Annotated in this window: 28 protein-coding genes; 16 read left to right on the forward strand and 12 right to left on the reverse strand. The window is 38.4% G+C overall.

The genetic code is table 11. The features are described 5' to 3' along the window. The first annotated feature begins 5 nt into the window (after positions 1–5). From FFJ24_RS16530 to FFJ24_RS16595, 14 genes are all read left to right on the forward strand, one after another. Complete coding sequence (locus FFJ24_RS16530; RefSeq protein ID WP_246862634.1) at positions 6–578, forward strand: ORF6N domain-containing protein; 573 nt, start codon at positions 6–8, stop codon at positions 576–578. A gap of 21 nt (positions 579–599) precedes the next feature. Further along, positions 600–2,351: a biosynthetic-type acetolactate synthase large subunit gene (gene ilvB, locus FFJ24_RS16535; protein WP_138818254.1), complete on the forward strand. Its 1,752-nt coding sequence runs from the start codon at positions 600–602 to the stop codon at positions 2,349–2,351. A 76-nt stretch (positions 2,352–2,427) separates the two neighbouring features. Beyond that, complete coding sequence (gene ilvN / locus FFJ24_RS16540) at positions 2,428–3,066, forward strand: acetolactate synthase small subunit (RefSeq protein ID WP_138818255.1); 639 nt, start codon at positions 2,428–2,430, stop codon at positions 3,064–3,066. Between the two features lie 107 nt (positions 3,067–3,173). Then, positions 3,174–3,572, forward strand: coding sequence for a glyoxalase superfamily protein (locus FFJ24_RS16545; RefSeq protein ID WP_138818256.1), 399 nt, complete (start codon positions 3,174–3,176; stop codon positions 3,570–3,572). Continuing rightward, the gene (locus tag FFJ24_RS16550; RefSeq protein ID WP_138818257.1) at positions 3,569–4,030 is read left to right on the forward strand and encodes a DinB family protein; all 462 of its coding nucleotides are present in this window, start codon (positions 3,569–3,571) and stop codon (positions 4,028–4,030) included. Before FFJ24_RS16545 ends, FFJ24_RS16550 begins: the two co-directional genes overlap by 4 nt. Positions 4,031–4,416: 386 nt before the next feature. Beyond that, complete coding sequence (gene ilvC / locus FFJ24_RS16555; RefSeq protein ID WP_138818258.1) at positions 4,417–5,898, forward strand: ketol-acid reductoisomerase; 1,482 nt, start codon at positions 4,417–4,419, stop codon at positions 5,896–5,898. Between the two features lie 60 nt (positions 5,899–5,958). Continuing rightward, entirely contained in the window at positions 5,959–7,371 is a 1,413-nt protein-coding gene (leuC, locus tag FFJ24_RS16560; protein ID WP_138818259.1) for a 3-isopropylmalate dehydratase large subunit, read from the forward strand. A gap of 130 nt (positions 7,372–7,501) precedes the next feature. Beyond that, entirely contained in the window at positions 7,502–7,804 is a 303-nt protein-coding gene (locus FFJ24_RS16565; RefSeq protein ID WP_138818260.1) for an antibiotic biosynthesis monooxygenase, read from the forward strand. Between the two features lie 121 nt (positions 7,805–7,925). Further along, positions 7,926–8,510 (forward strand): 3-isopropylmalate dehydratase small subunit, encoded by a 585-nt coding sequence (gene leuD / locus FFJ24_RS16570; RefSeq protein WP_138818261.1) that lies wholly within the window; start codon positions 7,926–7,928, stop codon positions 8,508–8,510. After that, complete coding sequence (locus FFJ24_RS16575; protein ID WP_210419384.1) at positions 8,510–9,976, forward strand: ATP-binding cassette domain-containing protein; 1,467 nt, start codon at positions 8,510–8,512, stop codon at positions 9,974–9,976. The genes leuD and FFJ24_RS16575 overlap by 1 nt, the downstream gene beginning before the upstream one ends. Positions 9,977–10,127: 151 nt before the next feature. Beyond that, on the forward strand, positions 10,128–11,219 hold the full coding sequence (gene leuB, locus FFJ24_RS16580; RefSeq protein WP_138818263.1) for a 3-isopropylmalate dehydrogenase: 1,092 nt from the start codon (positions 10,128–10,130) through the stop codon (positions 11,217–11,219). A 10-nt stretch (positions 11,220–11,229) separates the two neighbouring features. After that, positions 11,230–12,390 (forward strand): 2-isopropylmalate synthase, encoded by a 1,161-nt coding sequence (locus tag FFJ24_RS16585; RefSeq protein ID WP_138818264.1) that lies wholly within the window; start codon positions 11,230–11,232, stop codon positions 12,388–12,390. Positions 12,391–12,695: 305 nt separating this feature from the next. Then, complete coding sequence (gene ilvA, locus FFJ24_RS16590) at positions 12,696–13,946, forward strand: threonine ammonia-lyase IlvA (protein WP_138818265.1); 1,251 nt, start codon at positions 12,696–12,698, stop codon at positions 13,944–13,946. A gap of 157 nt (positions 13,947–14,103) precedes the next feature. After that, positions 14,104–14,454: a cupin domain-containing protein gene (locus FFJ24_RS16595; protein WP_138818266.1), complete on the forward strand. Its 351-nt coding sequence runs from the start codon at positions 14,104–14,106 to the stop codon at positions 14,452–14,454. 232 nt (positions 14,455–14,686) lie between these two features. Here the strand turns inward: FFJ24_RS16595 and FFJ24_RS16600 are convergent, their stop codons facing one another. Then, entirely contained in the window at positions 14,687–15,247 is a 561-nt protein-coding gene (locus FFJ24_RS16600; protein ID WP_138818267.1) for a DUF4230 domain-containing protein, read from the reverse strand. 135 nt (positions 15,248–15,382) lie between these two features. On the opposite strand from FFJ24_RS16600, the gene FFJ24_RS16605 reads away from it, so the two are divergent. Continuing rightward, positions 15,383–15,778 (forward strand): hypothetical protein, encoded by a 396-nt coding sequence (locus tag FFJ24_RS16605; protein ID WP_138818268.1) that lies wholly within the window; start codon positions 15,383–15,385, stop codon positions 15,776–15,778. Positions 15,779–15,911: 133 nt separating this feature from the next. Here the strand turns inward: FFJ24_RS16605 and FFJ24_RS16610 are convergent, their stop codons facing one another. Then, entirely contained in the window at positions 15,912–16,904 is a 993-nt protein-coding gene (locus FFJ24_RS16610; protein ID WP_138818269.1) for an ABC transporter ATP-binding protein, read from the reverse strand. 132 nt (positions 16,905–17,036) lie between these two features. On the opposite strand from FFJ24_RS16610, the gene FFJ24_RS26140 reads away from it, so the two are divergent. Then, positions 17,037–17,186 carry a DUF6364 family protein gene (locus FFJ24_RS26140; RefSeq protein WP_168202496.1) on the forward strand — a complete coding sequence of 50 codons (150 nt, stop codon included), beginning with the start codon at positions 17,037–17,039 and terminating at the stop codon, positions 17,184–17,186. A 119-nt stretch (positions 17,187–17,305) separates the two neighbouring features. Here FFJ24_RS26140 and FFJ24_RS16615 read toward each other — a convergent pair whose 3' ends face one another. From FFJ24_RS16615 to FFJ24_RS16660, 10 genes are all read right to left on the reverse strand, one after another. Next, positions 17,306–18,091 (reverse strand): outer membrane beta-barrel protein, encoded by a 786-nt coding sequence (locus FFJ24_RS16615; protein WP_138818270.1) that lies wholly within the window; start codon positions 18,089–18,091, stop codon positions 17,306–17,308. 83 nt (positions 18,092–18,174) lie between these two features. Further along, the gene (locus FFJ24_RS16620) at positions 18,175–18,927 is read right to left on the reverse strand and encodes a hypothetical protein (protein WP_138818271.1); all 753 of its coding nucleotides are present in this window, start codon (positions 18,925–18,927) and stop codon (positions 18,175–18,177) included. After that, positions 18,908–19,477 carry an RNA polymerase sigma factor gene (locus FFJ24_RS16625; protein ID WP_138818272.1) on the reverse strand — a complete coding sequence of 190 codons (570 nt, stop codon included), beginning with the start codon at positions 19,475–19,477 and terminating at the stop codon, positions 18,908–18,910. Before FFJ24_RS16625 ends, FFJ24_RS16620 begins: the two co-directional genes overlap by 20 nt. A 396-nt stretch (positions 19,478–19,873) precedes the next feature. Further along, the gene (locus FFJ24_RS16630) at positions 19,874–21,031 is read right to left on the reverse strand and encodes a hypothetical protein (RefSeq protein ID WP_138818273.1); all 1,158 of its coding nucleotides are present in this window, start codon (positions 21,029–21,031) and stop codon (positions 19,874–19,876) included. A 189-nt stretch (positions 21,032–21,220) separates the two neighbouring features. Continuing rightward, positions 21,221–21,781, reverse strand: a complete 561-nt coding sequence (locus FFJ24_RS16635; RefSeq protein ID WP_138818274.1) for a CopD family protein — start codon at positions 21,779–21,781, stop codon at positions 21,221–21,223. A gap of 28 nt (positions 21,782–21,809) precedes the next feature. Next, positions 21,810–22,091, reverse strand: coding sequence for a type II toxin-antitoxin system YafQ family toxin (locus tag FFJ24_RS16640; RefSeq protein WP_138818275.1), 282 nt, complete (start codon positions 22,089–22,091; stop codon positions 21,810–21,812). Beyond that, positions 22,092–22,298: a hypothetical protein gene (locus FFJ24_RS16645; protein WP_138818276.1), complete on the reverse strand. Its 207-nt coding sequence runs from the start codon at positions 22,296–22,298 to the stop codon at positions 22,092–22,094. Between the two features lie 57 nt (positions 22,299–22,355). After that, entirely contained in the window at positions 22,356–23,381 is a 1,026-nt protein-coding gene (hemE, locus tag FFJ24_RS16650) for a uroporphyrinogen decarboxylase (RefSeq protein ID WP_138818277.1), read from the reverse strand. Positions 23,382–23,559: 178 nt separating this feature from the next. Then, entirely contained in the window at positions 23,560–24,075 is a 516-nt protein-coding gene (locus FFJ24_RS16655) for a hypothetical protein (protein ID WP_138818278.1), read from the reverse strand. Next, complete coding sequence (locus tag FFJ24_RS16660) at positions 24,075–24,779, reverse strand: response regulator transcription factor (protein ID WP_025146905.1); 705 nt, start codon at positions 24,777–24,779, stop codon at positions 24,075–24,077. Before FFJ24_RS16660 ends, FFJ24_RS16655 begins: the two co-directional genes overlap by 1 nt. Positions 24,780–24,785: the final 6 nt, after the last annotated feature.

The following is a 24,785-nucleotide window of genomic DNA, read 5'->3' on the forward strand; positions in this document are numbered from 1 at the left end:
AACAGATGATGCAAATAATTAAAAGTATTCAGAATAGGATTTATGAAATCCAGGGAGAAAGAGTAATGCTCGATTTTGATCTGGCAGCACTTTATGAGGTTGAAACGAAAGCGCTAAATCAGGCAGTAAAACGTAACATAAAGCGTTTTCCAGATGATTTTATGTTCCGGCTCACGCCAGTTGAATGGGAAAGTATCCGGTCACAAATTGTGACCGCATCTTCAGAAAAGACTGATGCGTCCTCAAAAATTGTGATGATAAGTCAAAATAAAAGAAATGTGGGTGTAACACCTTATGCCTTTACAGAACAAGGTGTAGCCATGTTAAGCGGCGTTGTAAATAGCGACAAAGCCATTAACATGAACATTGCCATTATGAGAGCCTTTGTTGATGTTCGCAAAATATTGCTGAAACAAAGCAATCTTAATGAACAATTAACAGAAATTAAAGAACGGATTGGCGAACATGACGTTCAGCTTAACGAACTTTATGATGCCATGGAAAACTTAATTGACGAGAAAATTGCTCAAATAAAGTGGAAAGACAGAGAAAGAATTGGGTTTAAAATTAAAGAATAACAGAACCGCAAAAACATAATTATGGAAACTGCACAAGATACAATACAACAAACCGGGGCGAAGGCAGAAAGCTCAAAAACCTTATTCAAGGGTACAGGCTCTCAGGTTTTGTTGAATGGATTAATTGAAGAAGGTGTAACCACCATTTTCGGTTATCCGGGAGGAGCTATCATGCCTATTTATGATGCTCTTTATGATTATGCCGACAAATTAGAACATATTTTAGTCCGCCATGAGCAAGGTGGTATACATGCGGCTCAAGGTTTTGCCAGAACAAGTGGCAAAGTTGGTGTTTGTTTTGCAACCAGTGGACCGGGCGCAACCAACCTGGTTACTGGTTTAGCAGATGCCCAGATAGACAGTACACCATTGGTTTGTATCACCGGACAAGTTTTCGCTCACTTATTGGGAACAGATGCTTTCCAGGAAACCGATGTGATCAATATTACCACTCCGGTTACCAAATGGAATTATCAGGTTACTGATGCCAAAGAAATTCAGGAAGTATTGGCCAAAGCTTTTTACATTGCTCAAAGCGGTAGGCCGGGTCCTGTTTTAATTGACATTACTAAAAATGCGCAGTTACAATTGGAGGAATTTCCTGAATATGTAAAATGCAACCACATCCGCAGTTATCGCCCGAAACCAAAAGTTAGGGTTGAATATATCGAACAAGCGGCCGAATTAATCAATTCAGCAAAAAAACCTTTCATTCTATTTGGACAAGGTGTTATTTTGGGTAAGGCCGAAGAAGAATTTAAGGCTTTTATCAACAAAACAGGTATTCCTGCTGCATGGACAATCATGGGCGAAGGCGCTATTCCAACTTCACACCCACTAAACGTAGGGATGTTGGGCATGCACGGCAATTACGGACCAAACGTGTTAACGAACGAATGTGATGTACTAATTGCCATTGGTATGCGTTTCGACGACCGCGTGACTGGCCGCCTGGATAAATATGCCAAACAAGCTAAAGTTGTGCATTTAGATATCGACCCGGCTGAAATTGATAAAAATGTTAAAGCTGAAGTTGGTGTTTGGGGCGACTGTAAAGAAACTTTACCCCTGTTAACCAATTTGGTGAACGAAAATAAACACGAAGATTGGTTGGCCAAGTTCAGACAATACAACCAGGAAGAAATAGATCAGGTTATTACTCCAGAGCTTTATCCAACTGGTGATGAAATGACCATGGGAGAAGTGTTGCGTAACATCAACGAAATTTGTGGTGGTGACGCCATAATCGTTACCGATGTTGGTCAGCACCAAATGGTAGCTTGTCGTTATGCTAAATTCAACAATACCCGCAGCAACATTACTTCTGGTGGCTTAGGTACCATGGGTTTTGGTTTACCGGCTGCAATTGGCGCTAAATACGGTGCACCTGATAAAACTGTAATCGCTATTATTGGTGATGGGGGCTTCCAGATGACGCCTCAGGAACTGGGGACCATTATGCAGTTTGGTGCAGCCGTAAAAATCCTGATTCTGAACAACCGCTTTTTGGGTATGGTTCGTCAATGGCAACAGTTATTTCATGATAAACGTTATTCATTTGTGAACATTACCAGTCCTGATTTTGTGGCTTTAGCTAAATCTTATTACATCGAAGCAAGCAAAGTTGATGAGCGCGCAAACTTAAGACAAGCACTGGAAACAATGATCAACCACGAAGGCTCTTATTTATTAGAGGTGATGGTTGGAAGAGAAAACAACGTTTTCCCAATGGTTCCGCAAGGAATGAGTGTAAGCGAAATCAGATTGAAGTAAGTTGAAAGACTAAAGCGAAAAATAGCATAAACAAAACCTTTGTGGCCTTTGTGCCTTAGTGGTAAAAATTTTGGACATGAGTACTGAAAATACATTAGAACATAAAATAGATAAAGCCGATTTAGAAGGTAAACAGGAATACACCATTACTGTTTATGCCGAAAACCGCATCGGTTTATTAAACAGGATTGCGATTATTTTCTCTAAAAGAAAAATCAATATCGAGAGTTTAAACACTTCTCCATCAGAAATTGAAGGGATACATCGTTTCAACATCGTCATCCACGAAGGTTACGAAGTAGTGAGAAAGCTGGCCCGTCAGATTGAAAAGCAGATCGAGGTATTAAAAGTTTATTTCAACACAAATGAAGAAATTATCTGGCAGGAACTGGCGCTTTACAAAGTTTCTACAGATGAAATTGCCGAAAAAGTAACTGTTGAGCGTTTATTAAGACAATATGGAGCAAGCGCAGTAGTGATCCGTAAAGATTATACCGTTTTTGCAGTAACCGGTCACAGAGAAGAAACTGATGCTTTGGTGAAAGCCCTGGAACCTTACGAGCTAATTGAATTTGTGAGATCTGCAAGAGTAGCCATTATTAAAGACAGCGCTGGTTTCCACGAAAAATTAAAGGAATTCGAAGCTTTTGAGCCAGGAGAAGAATTGGTAGAAAATGAATTTTTAGAAAAAGGAGAGAAAATCTTTACGATGTAATACAAAGGTAAAAGGTAGAAAGGCATAAGGTGAAAGGTAAACAACACGATGCTTAGCGATCTTTGCGAAAAATCTTTGCGCCCTTTGCGGTTAAAAATTAAAGAAATATGAAATGCAATAAAACCATACCAATTTTAAGAATATTCGATTACGATAAAGCAATCGAGTTTTATGTAAACTGGCTTGGATTTAAAATAGACTGGGAATACCCCCTGGAAAAGAATTCCCCGGTTTATATCCAGGTTTCATTGAAAGGTCTTGAACTTCATTTAAGCGAACACCATGGAGACAGCGCCCCTGGTGCACATGTTTACATTGATTGTGTAGGTTTAAAGGAATTCCATAAAGAAATAACAGCAAAGAATTACAAATATAACAGACCAGGCTTAGAGAAGACTTTTCATGGAACCTGGGCAGTAACCGTAAACGACCCGTTCTTTAACCAGATTACTTTTAACGAAGAGCGAAACGAAGCTGAAAATACAGAGATTAAAGAAAAAATATGAACGAAGTATTTGATTTTATAATAAACTCGCGCAAGGCATTTATCCGGTTAATTGATGGCTTAACCATCGAAGAATTGAATAAAATCCCTGATGGTTACAATAACAACATTATCTGGAACTTTGGCCACATTGTAGTGAGCACACAAACGCTTTGTTATGTTCGTACAGGTGTATTGCAAGATGCAACCTCTGTAAAATTTAACGAGTATTATAAAAAAGATACAAAGCCATCTTATACCGTAACTGAAGAAGAGGTAGCAGAATTGAAAGCCTTTGCATTAGAGAGTATTGAAAAAATAAAGGAAGATTATGCAAATGGAAAATTTTCGAGCATCACTCCTTTTACAACAGCAACCTATGGCGTACAGATGAACAGTATTGAAGAAATTCTGATCACAACCATTGGCCACGATAATGTACACCAAGGTTATGCCTGGGCTTTGAAAAAGCATGTTTAAACAAAGATGGATGAGGGTTTTGGAAAACAGACCCAAGCAAAATAAACCCGATAGCAGTTAAATTAGGGTATCATGCTGAGCGTAGTCAAAGCACAGCCTAATTTAACGAATAGCGGGACTGAAGGAACCGAAAAGCACAGGAATCTGCTTTTCAAATAAAAATCGGTAAAAATCACCTCATCTGTGTGATCAATCAGAAGGAAAAATAGAAGATATGTAAAATGGAAGATGTGAGATGGAAGATGTGAGATGGAAAATGGATAAAAATCGGTGAAATCACCATATCTGTGTAATCAAACCGAAGGCAAAAACGATTCGTAAAGACACGAACCACAACAAAAAAGAATATATAACAATAATTAAATAGAAATTAACCAATAATAACAATGGCAAATTATTTTAACACATTACCTCTTAGAGAAAAATTAAACCAATTAGGTGTTTGCGACTTCATGGACAGTTCTGAATTTTTAGACGGCGTTAGCGCATTAAAAGGCAAAAAACTGGTAATTGTAGGTTGCGGTGCCCAAGGCCTAAACCAGGGTTTAAATTTGAGAGATAGTGGTTTAGATGTAAGCTACACTTTACGTAAGGAAGCAATTGAAGGCAAACGCGATTCTTGGAAAAATGCAACTGAAAACAATTTCACTGTTGGCACTTACGAAGAACTGATTCCAAATGCAGATGTAGTAATTAACCTTACTCCGGATAAACAACATACTGCTGTTGTAAATGCAATTATGCCTTTAATGAAAGAAGGTGCTACTTTATTATATTCTCACGGTTTCAATATCGTGGAAGAAGGTATGCAGATCCGTAAAGATTTAACCGTGATCATGGTTGCACCTAAATGCCCTGGCAGCGAGGTTAGAGCAGAGTATGTTCGTGGTTTTGGTGTACCTACCCTAATTGCAGTACACCCTGAGAATGATCCTCAAGGTAAAGGTTTGGCACAGGCTAAAGCCTATTGCGTTGGTACAGGCGGTCACAGAGCAGGTGTATTAAAATCATCTTTCGTAGCTGAGGTAAAATCAGATTTAATGGGCGAGCAAACCATCCTTTGTGGTTTATTGCAAACTGGCTCTATCCTATCTTTCGATAAGATGGTAGAAAAAGGGATCGATGCAGGTTACGCTTCTAAATTGGTTCAATATGGTGTTGAAGTAATTACAGAAGCCTTGAAACAAGGTGGTATTACTGCGATGATGGACAGATTAAGCAATATTGCTAAAATCAAAGCTTTTGAAATTTCGGAAGAATTGAAAGACATTATGCGTCCATTATTCCAAAAACACCAGGACGACATTATGAGTGGCGAGTTTAGCCGTACCATGATGGAAGATTGGGCAAATGGTGATAAAAATCTATTAAAATGGAGAGCTGAAACCGGTGAAACTGCTTTTGAAAAAACACCAGCTGGTGATGTTAAAATCGGCGAGCAAGAATATTTTGATAACTATACTTTAATGGTTGCTTTTGTTCGTGCAGGTGTTGAATTGGCTTTCGAAACTATGGTACAGGCTGGTATCAAACCAGAATCGGCTTATTACGAATCGTTACACGAAACACCACTTATTGCCAATACCATTGCACGTAAAAAATTATTCGAAATGAACCGCGTAATTTCTGATACTGCAGAATATGGTTGTTATTTATTCGATCAGGCTTGTAAACCACTTTTAGGCGATTTCATGAAAAAAGTAGATACCGATTTAGTTGGTAAAAACTTTAACGAAGGTAAAGATGGCGCGGTTGACAACAGAAAATTAATTGATGTTAACGAAGCTATCCGTTCACACGAAGTAGAGCAGATTGGAGCAACGTTGCGTAAAGCAATGACGGCAATGAAGGCGATTAAAACTGCATAGTAAACTTACAAACCTCGCAGGTTTGCGAAACCTGCGAAGTTTAAATAATTACATAAAAAGATGTCAAAAACATTAGTAGAAAAAATTTGGGATGCTCACGTTGTAAAAAGTGAAGAAGGATTTCCTGATATTTTATACATTGATACACACTTAATACACGAGGTAACCTCTCCACAGGCATTTGATGGGTTGCGCAAAAGAGGTTTACCTGTTTTACGTCCAAAGCAGACGGTAGCAACTGCCGATCATAACGTACCAACCTTAAACCAGTTGTTGCCGATTAAAGAAGAGCTTTCGCGTTATCAGGTAGATATGCTCACGAAAAACTGTGCAGAATTCGGCGTAGAATTATATGGTTTGGGTCATCCTTTTCAAGGTATTGTACACGTTATCGGTCCTGAACTGGGTATAACCCTACCAGGTAAAACGATGGTTTGCGGCGATAGCCATACCTCTACGCATGGTGCTTTTGGCGCTATTGCATTTGGTATCGGCACTTCGCAGGTAGAGCAGGTTTTTGCAACGCAATGTTTATTGCAGTCGAAACCTAAAACCATGAAAATTGAGGTAAACGGCGAACTAGGAAAAGGCGTTGGAGCAAAAGATATTATCTTATACATTATTGCCAAAATTTCTGCAGCTGGCGGTACTGGTTATTTTATAGAATATGCAGGTTCGGCAATCGAAGCTTTAAGTATGGAAGCCCGTATGACGATCTGTAACATGAGTATCGAAATGGGTGCACGCGGTGGATTAATTGCACCAGATCAAACCACTTTCGATTACATTAAAGGAAGAGAGTTTGCTCCTGCCGGCGAAGAGTGGGATAAAGCCTTAGCATACTGGAAAACGTTATATAGCGATGCTGATGCAAAATTCGATAGTGTATTAACTTTCGATGCTGCAGATATCGCTCCAATGATTACTTACGGTACTAATCCTGGAATGGGAATGGGTATTCAGGAACATATTCCGGCAACTGGCGCACAACCGGAAAAAGAAAAACTTTCGTACCAGAAAGCATTGGATTATATGGGTTTTGATGATGATTCGTCGTTGATCGGAAAACCAGTTGATTATGTGTTCATCGGAAGCTGTACCAACTCACGCATTGAAGATTTACGTGAAGTGGCTGATTTTGTTAAAGATAAACGCAAAGCCGATAATGTTACCGTTTGGATTGTACCAGGATCGAAACAGGTAGAGCAACAGGCTAAAAACGAAGGTTTGGATAAAATTTTCGAAGCTGCTGGTTTCCAGTTACGCGAACCTGGTTGTAGTGCATGTTTAGGCATGAACGAAGATAAAATCCCTGCAGGTAAATACTGTGTATCTACATCGAACAGAAACTTTGAGGGTAGACAGGGACAAAACGCACGTACCTTATTGGCCAGTCCACTTACCGCAGCAGCAGCAGCTGTAACCGGAAAAATTACCGATGTAAGGGAAATGTTGGAAAAGGTAGAAGGTTAAAAGGCACAAGGTTTTAGGTATCGGCAAAATGCCTAGACTAATCGTCATTGCGAGGCACGAAGCAATCTTAATGCGATTGCAAGGCTAAATTAGATCGCTTAGTACCTAGCAATGACAAGAAAATAAATATATGATTTTAGAAGTTGCTATACTAAATGTAAAAGCCGGACTATCGGCTGATTTTGAAAAAGCTTTCATCGAAGCACAAAAAATCATTTCTGCAATGGAAGGTTACATTTCGCATCAGCTTCAGAAATGTGTAGAAGTAGAAAATAAATATATCCTGCTGGTAAACTGGAAAACGCTGGAGGCACACACCGAAGGTTTCAGAGGATCAGCAGCATACCAGAACTGGAAAAAGTTATTGCACCACTTTTATGATCCTTTTCCGGTAGTTGAACATTTTACTGAGGTAGAAGGTAATAAGGCTTAAGGCGGAGGGTAAAACATGAAGTATAAAATTACCACCATTCAAGCAAAAGGCCTGAGATAAAAGATAAAAAAGTGGATTATAAGTCTTGATACTTATTACTACTTACTTGATACTAATTGACATGAAAAAATTCACAAAGTTAACATCGGCAGTAGTGCCTTTAAACATAGAGAACATTGATACCGACCAGATTATCCCTGCGAGGTTTCTAAAAGCGACTACACGCGAAGGTTTCGGTGAGAACCTATTCCGCGATTGGCGTTATAATGGCGATAATACACCAAAACCAGAATTTGTAATGAACAACCCCACCTATAGTGGTCAGGTATTAGTTGCAGGAAAAAACTTTGGTTGTGGCAGTAGTCGCGAGCATGCGGCCTGGGCCATTCAGGATGCCGGTTTTGATGCGGTAATCAGCAGTTTCTTTGCCGATATTTTTAAAGGCAATGCGTTAAACAATGGTTTATTACCTATCCAGGTAAGCGATGAGTTCTTAGCGCAGGTTTTCAAAGCGGTTGACAGCAATCCAAAATCAGCTTTAGAAGTTGATCTTGAAAATCAAACCGTAACGATTGTAGAAACCGGAGCTCAGGAATCATTCGAGATCAATCCTTACAAAAAATCATGCCTGATTAACGGTTATGATGATATCGATTTCATCTTAAACCAAAAACAATTAATTGAAGAATTCGAGCAAGCAAGATAATGTTTAAACCATTCGTTCACATACAGAATTTAAATCTGAGTTACCACAACAAAGTGGTGCTAAAGGATTTGTATTGGGAAATGAATGTTTGCGAAAATTATGTAATTGGTGGTAAAAGCGGAACAGGAAAAACTTCGTTAGCAAAAGCAATTGCAGGTTTAGTTCCAGCTCAGGGAAGTATTGAGATTGATTTTGATGTATTGAGCACACTACCAAAAGAAGTACTTTATGTAGAAAGCTGGTACCAGTTTAAAAACTTAGAAGGTGTTGCCAATTTTTATTACCAGCAACGTTATACCAGTCAGCAGGCTAAAGAAACTTTAACCGTTCATGCAGAGTTGGTCAGTTATGGTAAAGAAAAAGGGCTTCATTTTGATCAGGTTGAACCGGTTTTAGAGGCTTTGGGCTTTGTAACATTTGCCAGTTCACAATTAATAGAATTATCCAGCGGCGAACACAAAAAATTACAACTGGTTAAAGCACTTTGGTTAAAACCACAGTTATTAATTATCGACCAACCATACACAGGTTTAGATGCGGCTTCTCGCAAAAACCTGAACATTTTACTGGATCAGGTGGCTGAAGAAGGAGTTCAATTGATTTTGATCTGTAATGAAAGTGAATTACCAGCCTGTATCAATTCTTTTGCCGAAATAAGAGATGGACAATTAGCTCAAGTAGACGCTTTAGAACCTTCTGTCAGTACCGAAATCCATTTAAGGGAAATTCCGGATTTCTTAAAAGAATCGCCTGTTTATAGTTCACAGGATATTGTAAAAATGGTTAATGTAAACATTAGCTATGGCGAAAAACAGGTACTGAAAAATATCAACTGGGAAGTTAGAGCGGGAGAAAAATGGCTTTTGCAAGGGCATAATGGTTCTGGAAAATCGACTTTGTTAAGCTTGGTAAACGGCGATCACCCACAATCTTATGCCAACGAACTTTATTTATTCGGCAATAGGCGTGGAAGCGGCGAAAGTATATGGGACATTAAACAGCATATCGGATTAATCTCTCCTGAGTTTCACTGGTATTTCGATCCAAACGCTACTGTTTGGCAAAGCATCGCCTCTGGCTTTTATGATACCGTAGGTTTATTTCAGCAGCTGCCTTATACCAAAAGTACACAGGTGGATGAACTGATAGCTTATTTTGGCCTGACTGAAAACAAAAATGAATTATTAACCGCGCTTCCACTCGGTAAACAACGATTGGTATTGTTAGCGCGAACGATTATAAAAAACCCGGAACTGTTAATTATGGATGAACCCTGCCAGGGTTTAGACCGCCAGCAAACACAGCACTTTAACCAATTGGTTGACGAACTGTGCAGCAACGGAATGACATTAATTTATGTTGGCCATTTTGAATCGCAGCTGCCAACCTGCATAGAAAAAAGAATATTGTTAGAAAAAGGCGAGGTAAAAGTCGTCGAAAGTTTAAACACAGAAATATTAGGCTAATGCAAAATTAACCACGACTTGTCCCGATTTAACGGGAGATAAAAGGATAAATATAGATAAAATCTAATGGTTTGTAAAGATACAAACCGAGTCAGAAATCAATCTGTGTTTATTTGTGGTAAAAACTGCAACGGCAAAAGAGGAGTCAACAATGAAGAAGAACATTTTAGTAATACCTGGAGACGGTATCGGACCCGAAGTAACCACTTGGGGAAAAACAGCATTAGAAAAAATTGCCGAAATTTTTGGCCACGAATTTGTATTTGACGAAGCTTTAATGGGCCATGCAGCTATTGAAGTTACTGGTGAGCCTTTACCAGATGAAACTTTATATAAAGCAAGAAAAAGTGATGCCATCCTTTTTGGAGCCATTGGTCACGCCAAATACGATAACGACCCAAGTTTAAAAGTTAGACCTGAACAAGGCCTCTTAAAAATCCGTAAAGAATTGGGTTTATTTGCCAATCTCCGCCCGATATTACTATTTGATGAACTTCTGGAAGCCTCAAGCATTAAACCGGAAATTTTAAGGGGAACCGATATTTTGTTCTTCCGCGAATTAACAGGAGATGTTTATTTCGGAGAAAAAATACGATCTGAAGATAGAAATACTGCTTCTGATTTGATGATTTACCACCGTTACGAAGTAGAACGCATTGCACATAAAGCTTACCAGGCTGCACAACAACGCAACAAAAGATTATGCTCGGTAGATAAAGCAAATGTTTTGGAAAGCTCACGCCTATGGCGCGAAACTGTTCAGGAAATTGCAAAACAATACCCTGATGTAGAAACTGAGCACATGTTTATTGATAATGCAGCGATGCAATTGATCAAAAACCCTAAAAAATTCGATGTGGTTTTAACGGCCAACTTATTTGGTGATATTTTAACCGACGAAGCTTCGCAGATTGCGGGTTCAATGGGAATGCTGGCTTCGGCATCTGTTGGCGAAAGCACAGGTTTCTTTGAGCCGATCCACGGTTCGGCACACGATATTGCCGGTAAAGATTTAGCCAATCCTTTGGCCTCTATCCTATCGGCTGCTTTAATGCTGGAAATTGGTTTCGGACTTAAGGAAGAAGCCAAGCTATTGGTTGATACCATCGATCAGGTACTAAAAGAAGGCTTCAGAACCCATGATATTGCCGATCAAAACACAAACCGTTTCAAAGTTTTAGGCACCGCCGAAATGGGCAAATTGGTAATTAAATTCTTATCACAAAAATTAATCACTTCCTAAACTTAAGATTATGATTCACGATCCAAACAAAGTTTATATTTTCGACACGACATTGCGTGATGGCGAGCAGGTACCAGGCTGCCAGTTAGATACAAACCAAAAAGTAGAAATCGCAAAATCACTTGAGCTTTTAGGTGTTGATGTGATTGAAGCTGGTTTCCCGGTATCAAGCCCTGGCGATTTTAATAGCGTAATAGAATTATCGAAAGCGGTTACCAACCCGATTATCTGTGCCTTAACCCGTGCAAATAAAAATGATATTGATGTTGCTGCAGATGCTTTGCGTTATGCTAAAAGACCGCGGATCCACACCGGAATTGGCTCATCTGATTTCCACATTAAACATAAATTTAACAGTACCCGCGAAGAAATTTTAGAACGTGCTGTAGAAGCCGTGAGGTATTCGAAAAAATTTGTAGAAGATGTTGAGTTCTACGCAGAAGATGCCGGCCGTGCTGATATCGAATTTTTAGCCAAAATGGTTGAAGCAGTGATTGCTGTCGGGGCCACCGTGGTAAATATTCCGGATACCAATGGTTATTGCCTGCCAGACCAATACGGTTCTAAAATTCTTTATTTAAAAGAAAACGTAAAAAATATTGATAAAGCCATTATCTCCGTGCATTGCCACAACGATTTAGGCCTGGCTACAGCGAATTCTATTGCAGGCTTGCAAAATGGCGCCCGCCAGGTAGAGTGTACCATTAACGGTATTGGAGAGCGCGCAGGCAATACTTCTATGGAAGAAGTCGTCATGATTTTGAAAACACACAAAATTTTGGGTTTAAATACCCAGATTGATACTACCCGTTTTTACGAAATGAGCCACATGGTGAGAAACCAGATGAACATGCCCGTGCAACCGAACAAAGCAATTGTTGGTGGAAATGCATTTTCGCACAGTTCGGGTATCCACCAGGATGGTTTCTTGAAAAACCGTGAGAACTACGAAATTATTAAACCGGAAGATGTTGGTTTCCCTGATGCAACCATCGTATTAACGGCAAGAAGCGGTCGCCATGCTTTAAAACACCACTTAGACCGTTTAGGCCATAAACTAGAAAAAGACCATTTAGATATTGTTTACAAACAGTTTTTAGTTTTGGCTGATAGCAAACAGGGCATTAATGACCAGGATTTAAACCAATTGGTGGCGCTGCACTTGGCCTAAATGCTCAGGGTTTGGCGTTGAGCGGTAAGCGTTTTAATTTAACGCATTGAAGTAAGCTTGCTAAACCTGATAGCAGTGGAAATACTTTTTAATTGCAGCAACCTTGGATACAATGCCATGCTGAGGCACGAAGCATCTGCAACCGATGAAACACACTCTTCGTTCCTCAGCATTACAGTGGTTTTAAAAAGATTGGAACGAATAGCAGGACTGCAATAACCGAAAAGTACCAAACCCTGCTTTACAAAAACATAAGAGAATATCGGTCTTGATACTTGATTCTCTCTATACCTGATACTACAACAATGAATACTACAACACCGAATACACTGGATTTTCAATCTGCATCCCAACGATTAAAAGGCGTGGTAAAACGTACGCCTTTAGAGTTTAACGCCGGACTTTCTGCTCATTACAACGCCAATATTTATTTGAAAAGAGAAGACCTTCAGATTGTACGCTCCTATAAATTACGCGGTGCCTACAACAAAATTAGCACCTTGCCACAGGATGCTTTGATTAACGGTGTAGTTTGTGCAAGTGCAGGCAACCATGCACAGGGCGTGGCCTATTCATGTAAAAAACTCGGTATCAAAGGCGTTATTTTTATGCCGGAAATTACCCCTAAACAAAAAGTTAAACAAACTTATATGTTTGGTGGCGACAGTGTAGAAGTGGTTTTGGTTGGCGATACTTTCGACGATTGCCTGAAAGAAGCGCTGGCCTACAGTGCCGAAAGATCGGCCACTTTTATTCCACCTTTTGATGATGAAAAAGTAATTGAAGGACAAGCAACAGTTGGTGTAGAAATTTATGAAGACCTGCCTGATTTAGACATTTTGGTAATGCCTGTTGGTGGTGGTGGTTTGGCCTCGGGTGTGAGTGCTTATATAAAAACGGTTAAACCCGATGTAAAACTGGTTGGTGTTGAGCCGCTGGGTGCACCATCGATGGTTACGGCCATGGAACACGGCGGCCCTTATACTTTAGAAGAAATAGATCGCTTTGTGGATGGTGCTGCTGTAAAAAGAATCGGCCACATTACTTACGAATATTGCAAGGAACTTCTTGATCAGATGCATTTAATCCCTGAGGGGAAAATCTGCACCACCATTTTAAAGCTGTATAACGAAGACGCCATTGTGGTAGAACCGGCTGGTGCACTATCTATAGCCGCATTAGATCAACTGAGAGATCAGATCGCCGGTAAAACGGTAGTTTGTATAGTTAGCGGTGGAAACAACGACATAGAGCGCATGCAGGAGATTAAAGAGAAATCTTTACTTTTTGAAGGGCTGAAACATTATTTCATTGTACGTTTCCCACAGCGACCAGGGGCTTTAAAATTATTTGTAAACGAGGTTTTGGGCCCTCAGGATGATATCACCCGTTTCGAGTTTATCAAAAAAACGAATAAAGAAAATGGTCCTGCGCTTGTGGGCATCGAACTTTCGAACAAAAATGATTATGCCAGCTTGTTGCAGCGTATGAAAGATTTTAAATTTGAAATTATCGAACTAAACCAGGATCAGACTTTGTTTGAGTATTTGGTTTAAGGTTTTACCGTATAGATATTTCTGTCATTTCGAGCGGAGTGCAACGAAGTCGAGAACCCGAAGGCTCTGCGAAGCAAAATCTATCGAGCATAGATCTCTCCATTCCACTGCGTTCCAGTCGAGATGACGATTTTTTTTTAGCGCAAAAAATATAAAAATGAATTTCAATGACTTAAGCAACAAAGCATTAATTACGGATAGCGATATCGACTGGGAAGATTTAGGTGCGGGCGTTAAACGCAAAATCATGGCTTATGATGACAACCTGATGTTGGTTAAAGTAGAATTTGAAAAAGATGCCATTGGCACCATTCACAATCACCCTCACTTACAGATGAGTTACGTTGCCAAAGGAAGTTTTGAAGTAAGCATGGGCGATGATAAGAAGATCTTAAACGAAGGGGATGTTTTCTTTGCCCCATCAAACGTTTTTCATGGTGTGGTTTGCCTGGAAGCCGGGTTATTAGTTGATATTTTTAATCCACATCGGGAAGATTTTTTGAAGTAAGGAAATAAGACCGGGGTCAGGAGTCGGAAAGTTGGAGGTTTATGTGCATATTAAGTACGTCATTTCGATCGGAGTGCAAAGAAGTTGAGAACCACGAGGTGCTCAGCGAAGCTAAATCTACCTCGAGATAGATCTCTCCACTCCACTGTGTTCCGGTCGAGATCACGACATTAAAGTGTAAAGATCGCCAGGAACCTTATACCCTCAACCTTCTACCTTCAGCCTTACACCTTTACTCAAAAGTAAACCGTACATTCTTATAACCCAATCCTTCAATAATTGGCTTAAGCACGGTTGTCGCATTGGTTTTCGTCTGTACTAAAATGCTCGATTTTTTAACTTCTGCAGTAATTTGTCTTTCAGCTGCTTTATAAGCTTCGTCTACTAAACTTGCCTCACGGAAGAAAGCCATCTTCGTATCATAAACACGTGAGTTTTTATGGTCGATTTTTACATAACAGATTTCGGGCTGTGGTAAATTTACTACAGCAGTGTCCGCATCAATGCTAATATCTTCACGGGTAATTTTGGTCAGGTCAATACAGCCTACCGCCTCGGCTTTAACAATTAATAAAACACTCGCTTCAGGTAAAAAATCTGTTTTATTTTTATGTTCCAAAACATCACTAATCTGATATCTCACCAGTTCCAATTTACCAATAGCCTCAATTTTCTCTACCAGAAGCTGATGTTTGCTTTCAACAGTAGTATTGATACTAAACTTTTTGGAAATAAATAAGTACCCTGCAACGACTAAAATTAACCAGGGTAAAAGTCGGAAAAAGAGCTTCATATTTTTAAAAAATTGGATAATAACATTTTTGTATTTAAGCTGTTGCTCAATAATTAATCCATTATTAACAAAAAATATTTTTTTGGCAAAAGATTTGTAATACCAATATCACACACACAAATAAACAAAATCAAAATGAAAAAATTTACTATCTTAATGCTTTGCATCGCCACACTAGGTCTGGCCTCTTGCAAAAAAGATCCGATTATTAATCAAACTACTCCGAATCGAACAATTATATTTGATAAGCCGGGTAATAGCTGGAGGCTGTTAGCGGGAACAACAAACACATATTATGTTGATTTAGTCGCTAATGAAATTGACAATATCAATGTTCAAGACGAAGGTGTTCTGGTTTATATTGCAACAGATGGAACTAATTCTACAGGATATTTTCAAATTCCTAATCAAGCTCAAAGTTATGATTATGATATATACACAGGTTCAATCCGTGTTTATTCCTACGGGCCACCTCCAACAAATACAATTCGTATAAAAATTGTTTTAGTTGCTTCAGAAAATGTAACATAGAAAAAACATTAAAATGCTAAAAACGACTGATGTTTAATTGAACGTGGTCGTTTTTTTTATGTCTTATTCCTGGTCTAAAAATTATAAGTATAGTTATAACTTTTATAAAAAATCACCAAATATATAATTACATTTAAAACTCTAAAAAACGACTAATGTTCAACTGAACGTTGTCATTTTTTTTATGCTCTCCCCTGTTCAACTGTAAGGCCCGAACGCTAACGCCATTTCTTTCTAAAAGCAATTCATCATAAAATCCTTTATAGTAAACATCTTTTACTTCAAAACGTCTGCTGCTCCAATTATTACTAATTTCTGCCCATTCCGGATAAAAAACCACATTTCCTGCAAAAGTTTTTAATCCTAGTTTCTCTGCATCTCCACGAGACAAAACAACTGCATTGCCTAAAATTTGAGCAGTGTAAATGTGTTTTGGATTTTGATAAATATCGATAGGCTTACCGGTTTGCAAAAGTTCTCCGTTTCGCAAAATGAGTAATTGGTCGGCAAGAAATAAACCATCAGCAGGGTCGTGAGAGACAAGGATAACAGTTACCCCGGTTTCTGCTGCAACACGTTTTATATCAGCCCTTAGCTGGTTTTTAAGCAAAGCATCAACCTGGCTAAAGGGTTCGTCTAATAGTAAAACTTGTGTATCGGCAACCATGGCTTTAGCTATGGCCACACGCTGCTGTTCTCCACCACTTAACTCGATAATTTTTTTATGCTGCAGTGGTAAAATCCGAAGGTGCTCCATGATCTGAAGTGTTTTTTCGGCCTTGGTTTTCAGATCGGTATTTGATAGCTGTGAGGCAATGTTATCGTACACTTTCGCATAAATATTCAGCGAAAAATCCTGCGTCACCATTTTCATCTGCTTATGGCCGGGGATTAGTTGTTCATCCGGCCCTTTAACCCTTTGATCTTCGAAAAGAATTTCGCCTTCATCAGTTTTTAACAGCCCGTAAATGGATTTGAGTAAGGTCGATTTTCCGCTACCGCTCTCGCCTATAATGGCCACCACATCACCTCTTTTAATGTCGAAACTTACATTTTTAATTCCACCGGCCTGCTCTGCCTGATATTGCTTGGTTAAATTTTTAACGCTGATTAGGGTATTGCTCACGCGGTAAAGATAAGAAAAAGGTGGAGGGTTTTGAGGCAGAGGGTATAAGGTTACAACTTGTATAATTGTTAATATTTTATTTAGAAATTCACTAAAACGGTATTTATCTTTAAATCAAATAAATACAAAGACATGAAAGCTAAAATCACACTAATTCTTGATGATGCTGTTATAGAGCAGGCTAAAATTTATGCGAAAGAGCAAGGAATAAGTTTAGATAAATTTATGGAGAATTGCTTTAAGTCTTTGATCGATGAGAATAAGCCTGCTGAAACGTTATAACAAAAAATCCTGTCTCGCCTAACCGAAACAGGATCTGTTCATTTGTGTGTTAACCTCTCTGTCCTTCGGACATCTCTCCTAAAGGAGAGACTTAATCAGTCTATATAAATTGATATGGCTTAGTTTAATCCAAAGGTAACCCCGAAACTCATGTTCTTTAAGCCAGCTTGTTGTGAGGTAGTAAACATATCGTTAAAGTAATATTTGGTAAACAATCCTATACCTCCGTAACCAAATCTAACTGTACCTCCGTAACGAACCGATTGAAAGTGGTAGCTATCATATTGTTTTTCTTTACCACGTTCTTCGCTTATCTGTTTAATTTTTCCATTTAGCAAAAAGCTAACCTCCGGACCTAACACCAGGTAAAATCTTTTGCCGTTTTTGTTTTCGCTGGTACGGAATTCGAAGTTTAATGGAATATGTACATAACTGCTGGAGAAACGGTTTTTAGAGAAATGTACCGGTGATTGATCGGTATAAACAAACTCGTTAGCGTTTTTAGCAATCGTAATATCTTTTCTTAAACGGATTAAGGTCCAATCAAATCCTCCTGCTACATAAACTTTAAAGTTAGAATTAAAGCGATAGCCAAACTGTAAAACATCAAAAGAAAATGTACTGGTTTTTCCACCTTTGTAATCTAAAAAATCATTATTAGGTGATAAATTAAAACTTCCATTGTCTATCAGCCTGGAGAATCCCCAATCCACTCTGGTAAAAGTAATTCCACCTACAAAACGACCTTTTTTTGCTGAATCTGCTGATTTTGTATTAATCATAATACCATGACCTTCACTATAATCCATTTTCTTTTTAGTACTATCTTGTTGTGCAAAAGCACCTGGAGCCATAACACCGGCAAGCCCGCTTACCAAAAGTGTTGTAAATATTAGACGTTTCATATCTGTGTGTATTATTTTGTTAAATGTTGTAAGGTTTTAATAAATGTCGACACTGTTAACTAAAAACTGCCAACTGAAAACTATTATTTCTTCTTTTTACCAAATTTAAAAGGCCCGATATTGATTGATGACAAAGAAGAGTCGTCATCATCAGTACGGAACTGGATCAGCTTATCTTTTCTTTTATCCATTTTGTTAACAATCAGGTTTACTACATCGCCAACGTTGCGGATACCTTTAATGCCTTGTTCGTTATCGTTAATAGGATCATCCGTTTTAATGGCTGTAGGGTTAGCAACTATTACAGTTTCCTCTTTGGGTTGCAGAATCGCCTCTTCGATTTTCGTTCTAATATCTTTTTTAGGCTCTTCAACTTTAGCTACAGTGGTTTCATGCTTTTGCATTTCAGGGGCCGTAATTATCCGCGGTTGCGCTAAAGCAGGTTTATCTTGTTTCACCTTTGTTTTGGCAATAGCCCTTGCTGGTTTAGCCTCAACCGGTAAAATTGGTGCAACATCTTTAACCGGTTCAACTACTACAGGTGACTGATCTTTTACAACTGGTGTTTCCACTACTGGCTTAGGCTTTTCAATTGTATTATTGGCTAATTTTTTACCCTCACCAGTATTATTCTGCTGTTGATAAAGCAAAATTCCAACTGTGGCGATAAGCAAAACCGCTGCAGCCGATAACCAATAAATTGGTATAATTCTTTTTTTCTTCGGCGTTATTCCACTTTCTATATTGCTCCATAAATCCCTCGAAGGTGTTACTTCCGCGTTAGCAAAAGCATCTTTAAATAACTGATCAAAATCTTTATCCCGTATAGGTTGCATAACCAAATCCCTCCATTTTTATAATTTCTTCTTTTAATATTGCCCTTGCTCTCGATAATTGCGATTTACTCGCCCCTTCTGAGATGCCTAGCGTTTCTCCAATTTCCTTATGCGAATAGCCTTCTATTACGTACATGTTAAAAACCATGCGGTAACCATCTGCCAGTTTTTGTATCACTTTCATCAAATCCTGCATGCCTAGTGTGCCAAAATCAAATCCGGTTGATGGTTGCTCGTAAGCTTCATCTATTTCTACTACGTTTAAGCTGCGTAAATTTTTACGGTAACTCTCAATCGCAGTATTCACCATTACTCTCCTAATCCAGCCTTCAAAAGAACCCTCGCCCCTATACTCTTTTATTTTTTGAAAAATCTTGATGTATCCCATCTGCAGCACATCTTCTGCCTCCATCCTATCTTTGGCGTAGCGCATACAAACGGCCAACATCTTAGATGCAGTTTGCTTGTAGAGCAGCTCCTGCATCTTCCGGTCACCAGCTTTGCAGCCTTCCATCAAATCGTTTATTGTATAGCTTCGCGTCAATTTCATTGTGTGTTTGTATATAGAAGATGGAAGATTACAAACAATGGTTGCATGAGGTGAGAAAAAAAGTTAAATAAAGTTAAAATTAGAATTATACCAATTGATTATCAGACAGATATAATTAAAATAATTTTCAAGAAAGATATAGATTTTTTATTTGAAAATGAACATGCAGCATTTCATAGGGAGCAGCAGTCCCGCTATTCGCTTCAAAGCCTCGGTTCGTTCCTCACCTTCGTGTTTTTCGCTGCTATCGGGTTTAGTTGGCAGGAACTTCCGAAGTTTCACAGGGAGTTAGGCGCAGGGGGAACTTCGGAAGTCTATCAACAATAAACCCCGCAGGTTTATGTACCTATGGGGTTTGTAATGGATTAGTTAAATTACCCTCAACCTTTCTACCTTCTACCTTTCATCCTTTTTCACCTTAAACAACTTGAAATCCTGTTTATAGGTCAAAAAGAAGGAGTGGTTAAACTGAAGTTGTTTATCTGTATGATCAAGATCAATATGCGGTTCGAAACGCACATCAAGATATAAATGTGGGATTAACTCTTTTTGGTAAGCATAACGCAATGAAACAATGTTTCTTGAACTTTGCCTCAAGCCCGGACTATACAAATTATCGGAAACAGATTCATAAAGTGGCATACCTTTAATCGAAATAAAGTTATTGCCCTTCCAGTAAGAGGCCACTAAACTTCCCCATTTACTTTCTACACCAGCATTTAACCATAAACCAAAACCACCCTGGTAGGCTCTTCTTTTATCCGGAGAGAAATCTTTGTAAACCGCAATATAGTTATCGGTATATATCTGTTTAATATTGGTATTAATGTCTTTATGAAGCTTTATACCTGTGGCGCCATTAAACATGGTGGTGATCGGGATTTCTTTTAACACATCAATCTGTCCGCCCTGGTGGAAAGCCAAAAACTGTGCAGGAATACTTAATTTCCAGTCGTCATTTTTGATTAAGAAACTTTCGGTCGATAAACCACCAATAATTTCTTCTTTAGCCGGATCACCTTTATAGATCATTTTTTGCCAGGCAATCCAGGCATCTAAGGTAAATTTCTTACGCTCAACCAATAACTGCGTACCGTATTCTATTGGTGTAGTTATTGTTCTTTCGAAATCGTATAAAGGCTCAATATATTTATGCTGAATGTTTCCTTCCAGACTACCAAAAATTAAGGTGAGGTTACGCTTATGATATTTTACGTTGAATAAAGGTTTAGCATCAGAAATCCCGTTCCTGCCAAAATCCTTTCTGATGAAAGCACCTGCAGTGATGGCGAGGTTTGGATGTGCATAATAAACGATTTGCGGCTGCAATTGCGTTCCGTACAAAGTATAACCATCATGAAAATCATTAGTGTACTCGTAATTGCGGACGTAGTTTAAATTGTAAAAATTGAAGTGAACCTCGTTGGTTAAGCTGCTATCGGGGCGGATTCTGTTTTCGAAAGCCGATTGATTAAACTGTGCAGAAGCAAAATAAGAACTGAAAAGAAAAGTTATTAAGATTAAGGCCCTTTTCAGACCTGTGTTTGTAAACATGAGCTTGGATTTTATCGCCCAAATTTAGAATAGTTTTTGGTTTATTTAACCGCAAAACACGCGAAGTTTACGCAAAGGAAACAAAGTTAATATGGATCGACCACCAAGGCACAAAGAACACAAAGTTTTATTGACACCTTTAATTACAAACAATATTCTTTGTGCCTTGGTGACTTTGTGGTTAAAAGATTATTCACCACTTTTTTTACGATAATTCTTATACAGCTTAACTGCAATCATGATGGCCATTGCTACGCCCATGATACCAATTAAACCATAAATCCAATTGATGGCACTTTTTAAGATCACGACAAATACAATAGCAATCATAAAAATGGTAGCCAGCTCACGCCATAACCTCAACTGAAAGCTGGTTAGCTTATATTGATTGTTTTTAAGCTGTTTAACGAGATTTTGACAGATAAAGTGATAAATGAGCAGGCCAACAACAAAACCTAGCTTTACCCACATCCAATCAGCTTGAAGCAGGCCCGGATTTAAAGTGAGCATAGATGCGCCCGCCAAAACAGAAATAACCATGGCCGGAGTAGCTATAATTTTCCATAAAGTAGCTTCCATTTTAACAAACTGTTTTTGGAGGATACTTTTTTCAGGTTCAGGTTTATCGTTTGCTTCCGTGTGATAAATAAAAAGACTTAAAATATAAAATAAACCGGCCATCCAGCTAATTACAAATACAATGTGTACTGCAAGAAAATAGTGGTAATATGGCAATAAGGTTTCTATCATGGAATGTTTGTAGGATAAAGCCTTTTATTTAAAATAGATCAGAATGTGTTCCGACTCTTAATAGAATTATTTCCTTTTCTTCGGTTATCTCAAACCATATCATCAATAAATCGGGCTTAATATGGGCTTCCCAATTGTCCTTATAGTTTCCAACTAATTTATGCGGGCGATGCTTCTTATCAATTCCACTGGCACCATCAATCTCTAATCTAAACAAAAAATCCTTAATGAGATTTATGTTCTTTGCAGAACGTTTCTTCATTAGCTTAATATCTTTATCAAATTGATTGGTAGGCTTTAGAACAAACATCTACAAGGAATTGATATATGAATTTATATCTTTAATCGGTTCGCCTATCCCAATACCCTTGTGTGCATCATCGATAGTTTTTTGCGTAACCGAATTGGGTACAGATTTACTTGCACTCTCCTTTTTAAAAGTAACACCAAGCTCCCTTAAAAGCTGTTTTACCAGTTCGCTTTTTTTTTCAGGAATATTTATAATAAGTGTTTCCATATCCAAATATAACGATTTACAGCAACCGTTCAAAGTCTCCTTTAGGGAATTCAGGGGTTAATACCTAAACTCCTTCACCACATCAATTGCATACTTCACATTATCGAAAGGAATATCAGGCATAATACCGTGACCTAAATTGAAGATAAATCCTTCAGTACCACGCATGCGTTCGAATAACTTATGGATTTGTGCCTTAATTACAGCTTTATCCGCATATAAAATATGTGGGTCTAAATTTCCTTGTACAGCAATACCTTTTGGCAAAGCATTTTTAATATTCAATAAATCAGCATTCCAGTCAACCGAAATTACATCTGGTTTAGCTTCTGCCATAATCGGAGCAAAAACCGAACTTCCCTTACAGAACGAAATCACCGGAATATCTTTTCTGTTTAGATTGGCAATAATTTCCTGAATATAACGGTGCGAAAACTCCTGGTAATCATTCCATGCTAAGGCAAGTGCCCAACTATCGAAAATTTGAACTGCATTTACGCCAGCAGCAATCTGAAGGTTCAGATAATCTGCGGTTACTTTTGCAATTTTAGCCAAAAGCTTGTGTGCCAGTTCTGGTTGGTTATGTATAAAGAGTTTAGTTAACTTGAAATCTTTAGAAGATCCACCTTCAATTAAATAACTCATTACCGTAAACGGTGCACCAGCAAAACCGATCAAAGGGATATTCCCATTTAACCTTTGCTGAATCACTTTAATCGCATCAGCCACATATTGTAACTCATCCAAACAATCAACATTTAGATTTTCAATATCCTGGGCTGTACGTACCGGATTTGAAAATTTAGGACCAACACCTTGAGTGAAGCTTAAATCACCACCCATAGCCTCACCGGTTACCAGAATATCACAGAATAAAATCGCGGCATCTATATCCAGCAGATCAACAGGCAACATCGTTACATCAGCTGCAATCTCAGGAGTTTTACACATCTCTAAAAAAGAGTATTTGTTTTTTATCTCCCAATATTGTGGCATAAAACGGCCTGCCTGACGCATCATCCACACGGGTGGGCGTTCTGTTTGTTTTGAAAATGCTGCGTCTAAAAATAAGTTATTCTTCATGATCTGTATTTGGTATCGCTTTATCGTCATCCTGCCACACTTAACATATAAATAAAGTAAGAGATGCTGAAACAAATTCAGCATGACGAATCGGCTGCAAAGGTATAAATAAAAAAAAAACGAAGTACCTTTTTATCAAAAACCGGTGCTTCGTTTATTCAAAATGACAATAGTCCTATTATATTTTGCTTATTTCTTTTTCAATTTTAACGATAATATCCTTTGATCGTTGTGTTTCGGCAAGTTCCTTTGCCAGTTTGGTATAAGCTTCTGCCCTTTCCTTGTCTTTTTTCCGCAAAGCGAGGTTAGCCAAATGGATCAGCACATACGATTTTTCATTTTTACCCCCTACCGGAAAACGGCTGGCCAATTGAAAATGATATTCAGCTTTATCATAATCCTGTTCTTTCAAAGCCATATTGCCTTGCATAAATTCGTAATAACCCCTGCGGCTTTTGGCCAAACGTTCCGGTTTTGCTACCTCGGCCAACAATGCTCTGGTTTTACCAAATTCGTTATTTTTGAAATGTTTCGATGCCATTAACACCGAGCTATGCTTAAAATGGCTCCAAATAACAAAGGCAAATAAAACACCAGAAACAGCAGCCAACTGATATTGATAGTAAAAAATACAAACCAATGCAGCCAGCGCAAAAACTGCCATTAAAGCATACCTGCCTTTATTATTGTACATTAATGACTATCTGTAAATTTATAGCCTACACCACGGATAGAGTGAAAATAAACCGGATTTTTTTGATCAGGTTCGAAATACTTACGGAACGTTAAAATAAAGTTATCGATCGTTCTGGTTGACGGATAAACATCATAATTCCAAACCGTTTCTAAAATCTGTTCTCTTGAAACGGCATCATTTTTACGCTCAATTAACAGTTTCAGCAACATCGTTTCCTTTTTGGTTAACGGTGTGATGGTGCCATCATCATGTTTTAATTCGAAAGAGTTAAAGTAGATTGTTTTATCCCCGATTTTGTAAGAATTCAATTCTTTTAAATCATCAGATTTTAAACTGCGTTTCACCAAAATCCCCACACGAAGAATGAGTTCTTCCAGGTTGAATGGTTTAACCAGATAATCGTCAGCTCCTTTTTTCAAACCTAAAACACGGTCTTCAGAAGTGTTTTTAGCTGTTAAAAACATAATCGGAACTTCTGCATTCTCTAAACGGATTGTTTCGCAAACCTGGAAACCATCCATTTCAGGCAACATTACATCTAAAATGATTAGATTAAAGCGTTCTTCTTTAAAAATTTTAAGAGCGGTTTTACCGTCTTTAACGGCGTGAACTTTATAACCCTCAAGTTCGAGGTTTAATTTGATAGCATCTAACAAGTGATCCTCGTCTTCTACCAATAGAATTCTTAATTTTTGTGACATAATTGA

The sequence above is a fragment of the Pedobacter sp. KBS0701 genome, from assembly GCF_005938645.2.
Lineage (GTDB): Bacteria > Bacteroidota > Bacteroidia > Sphingobacteriales > Sphingobacteriaceae > Pedobacter.

Coding starts and splice junctions, on each gene's coding strand:
- FFJ24_RS16530 (WP_246862634.1), top strand. CDS start 6: ATGATGCAAATAATTAAAAGTATTCAGAATAGGATTTATGAAATCCAG.
- ilvB (WP_138818254.1), top strand. CDS start 600: ATGGAAACTGCACAAGATACAATACAACAAACCGGGGCGAAGGCAGAA.
- ilvN (WP_138818255.1), top strand. CDS start 2,428: ATGAGTACTGAAAATACATTAGAACATAAAATAGATAAAGCCGATTTA.
- FFJ24_RS16545 (WP_138818256.1), top strand. CDS start 3,174: ATGAAATGCAATAAAACCATACCAATTTTAAGAATATTCGATTACGAT.
- FFJ24_RS16550 (WP_138818257.1), top strand. CDS start 3,569: ATGAACGAAGTATTTGATTTTATAATAAACTCGCGCAAGGCATTTATC.
- ilvC (WP_138818258.1), top strand. CDS start 4,417: ATGGCAAATTATTTTAACACATTACCTCTTAGAGAAAAATTAAACCAA.
- leuC (WP_138818259.1), top strand. CDS start 5,959: ATGTCAAAAACATTAGTAGAAAAAATTTGGGATGCTCACGTTGTAAAA.
- FFJ24_RS16565 (WP_138818260.1), top strand. CDS start 7,502: ATGATTTTAGAAGTTGCTATACTAAATGTAAAAGCCGGACTATCGGCT.
- leuD (WP_138818261.1), top strand. CDS start 7,926: ATGAAAAAATTCACAAAGTTAACATCGGCAGTAGTGCCTTTAAACATA.
- FFJ24_RS16575 (WP_210419384.1), top strand. CDS start 8,510: ATGTTTAAACCATTCGTTCACATACAGAATTTAAATCTGAGTTACCAC.
- leuB (WP_138818263.1), top strand. CDS start 10,128: ATGAAGAAGAACATTTTAGTAATACCTGGAGACGGTATCGGACCCGAA.
- FFJ24_RS16585 (WP_138818264.1), top strand. CDS start 11,230: ATGATTCACGATCCAAACAAAGTTTATATTTTCGACACGACATTGCGT.
- ilvA (WP_138818265.1), top strand. CDS start 12,696: ATGAATACTACAACACCGAATACACTGGATTTTCAATCTGCATCCCAA.
- FFJ24_RS16595 (WP_138818266.1), top strand. CDS start 14,104: ATGAATTTCAATGACTTAAGCAACAAAGCATTAATTACGGATAGCGAT.
- FFJ24_RS16600 (WP_138818267.1), bottom strand. CDS start 15,247: ATGAAGCTCTTTTTCCGACTTTTACCCTGGTTAATTTTAGTCGTTGCA.
- FFJ24_RS16605 (WP_138818268.1), top strand. CDS start 15,383: ATGAAAAAATTTACTATCTTAATGCTTTGCATCGCCACACTAGGTCTG.
- FFJ24_RS26140 (WP_168202496.1), top strand. CDS start 17,037: ATGAAAGCTAAAATCACACTAATTCTTGATGATGCTGTTATAGAGCAG.
- FFJ24_RS16615 (WP_138818270.1), bottom strand. CDS start 18,091: ATGAAACGTCTAATATTTACAACACTTTTGGTAAGCGGGCTTGCCGGT.
- FFJ24_RS16620 (WP_138818271.1), bottom strand. CDS start 18,927: ATGCAACCTATACGGGATAAAGATTTTGATCAGTTATTTAAAGATGCT.
- FFJ24_RS16625 (WP_138818272.1), bottom strand. CDS start 19,477: ATGAAATTGACGCGAAGCTATACAATAAACGATTTGATGGAAGGCTGC.
- FFJ24_RS16630 (WP_138818273.1), bottom strand. CDS start 21,031: ATGTTTACAAACACAGGTCTGAAAAGGGCCTTAATCTTAATAACTTTT.
- FFJ24_RS16635 (WP_138818274.1), bottom strand. CDS start 21,781: ATGATAGAAACCTTATTGCCATATTACCACTATTTTCTTGCAGTACAC.
- FFJ24_RS16640 (WP_138818275.1), bottom strand. CDS start 22,091: ATGTTTGTTCTAAAGCCTACCAATCAATTTGATAAAGATATTAAGCTA.
- FFJ24_RS16645 (WP_138818276.1), bottom strand. CDS start 22,298: ATGGAAACACTTATTATAAATATTCCTGAAAAAAAAAGCGAACTGGTA.
- hemE (WP_138818277.1), bottom strand. CDS start 23,381: ATGAAGAATAACTTATTTTTAGACGCAGCATTTTCAAAACAAACAGAA.
- FFJ24_RS16655 (WP_138818278.1), bottom strand. CDS start 24,075: ATGTACAATAATAAAGGCAGGTATGCTTTAATGGCAGTTTTTGCGCTG.
- FFJ24_RS16660 (WP_025146905.1), bottom strand. CDS start 24,779: ATGTCACAAAAATTAAGAATTCTATTGGTAGAAGACGAGGATCACTTG.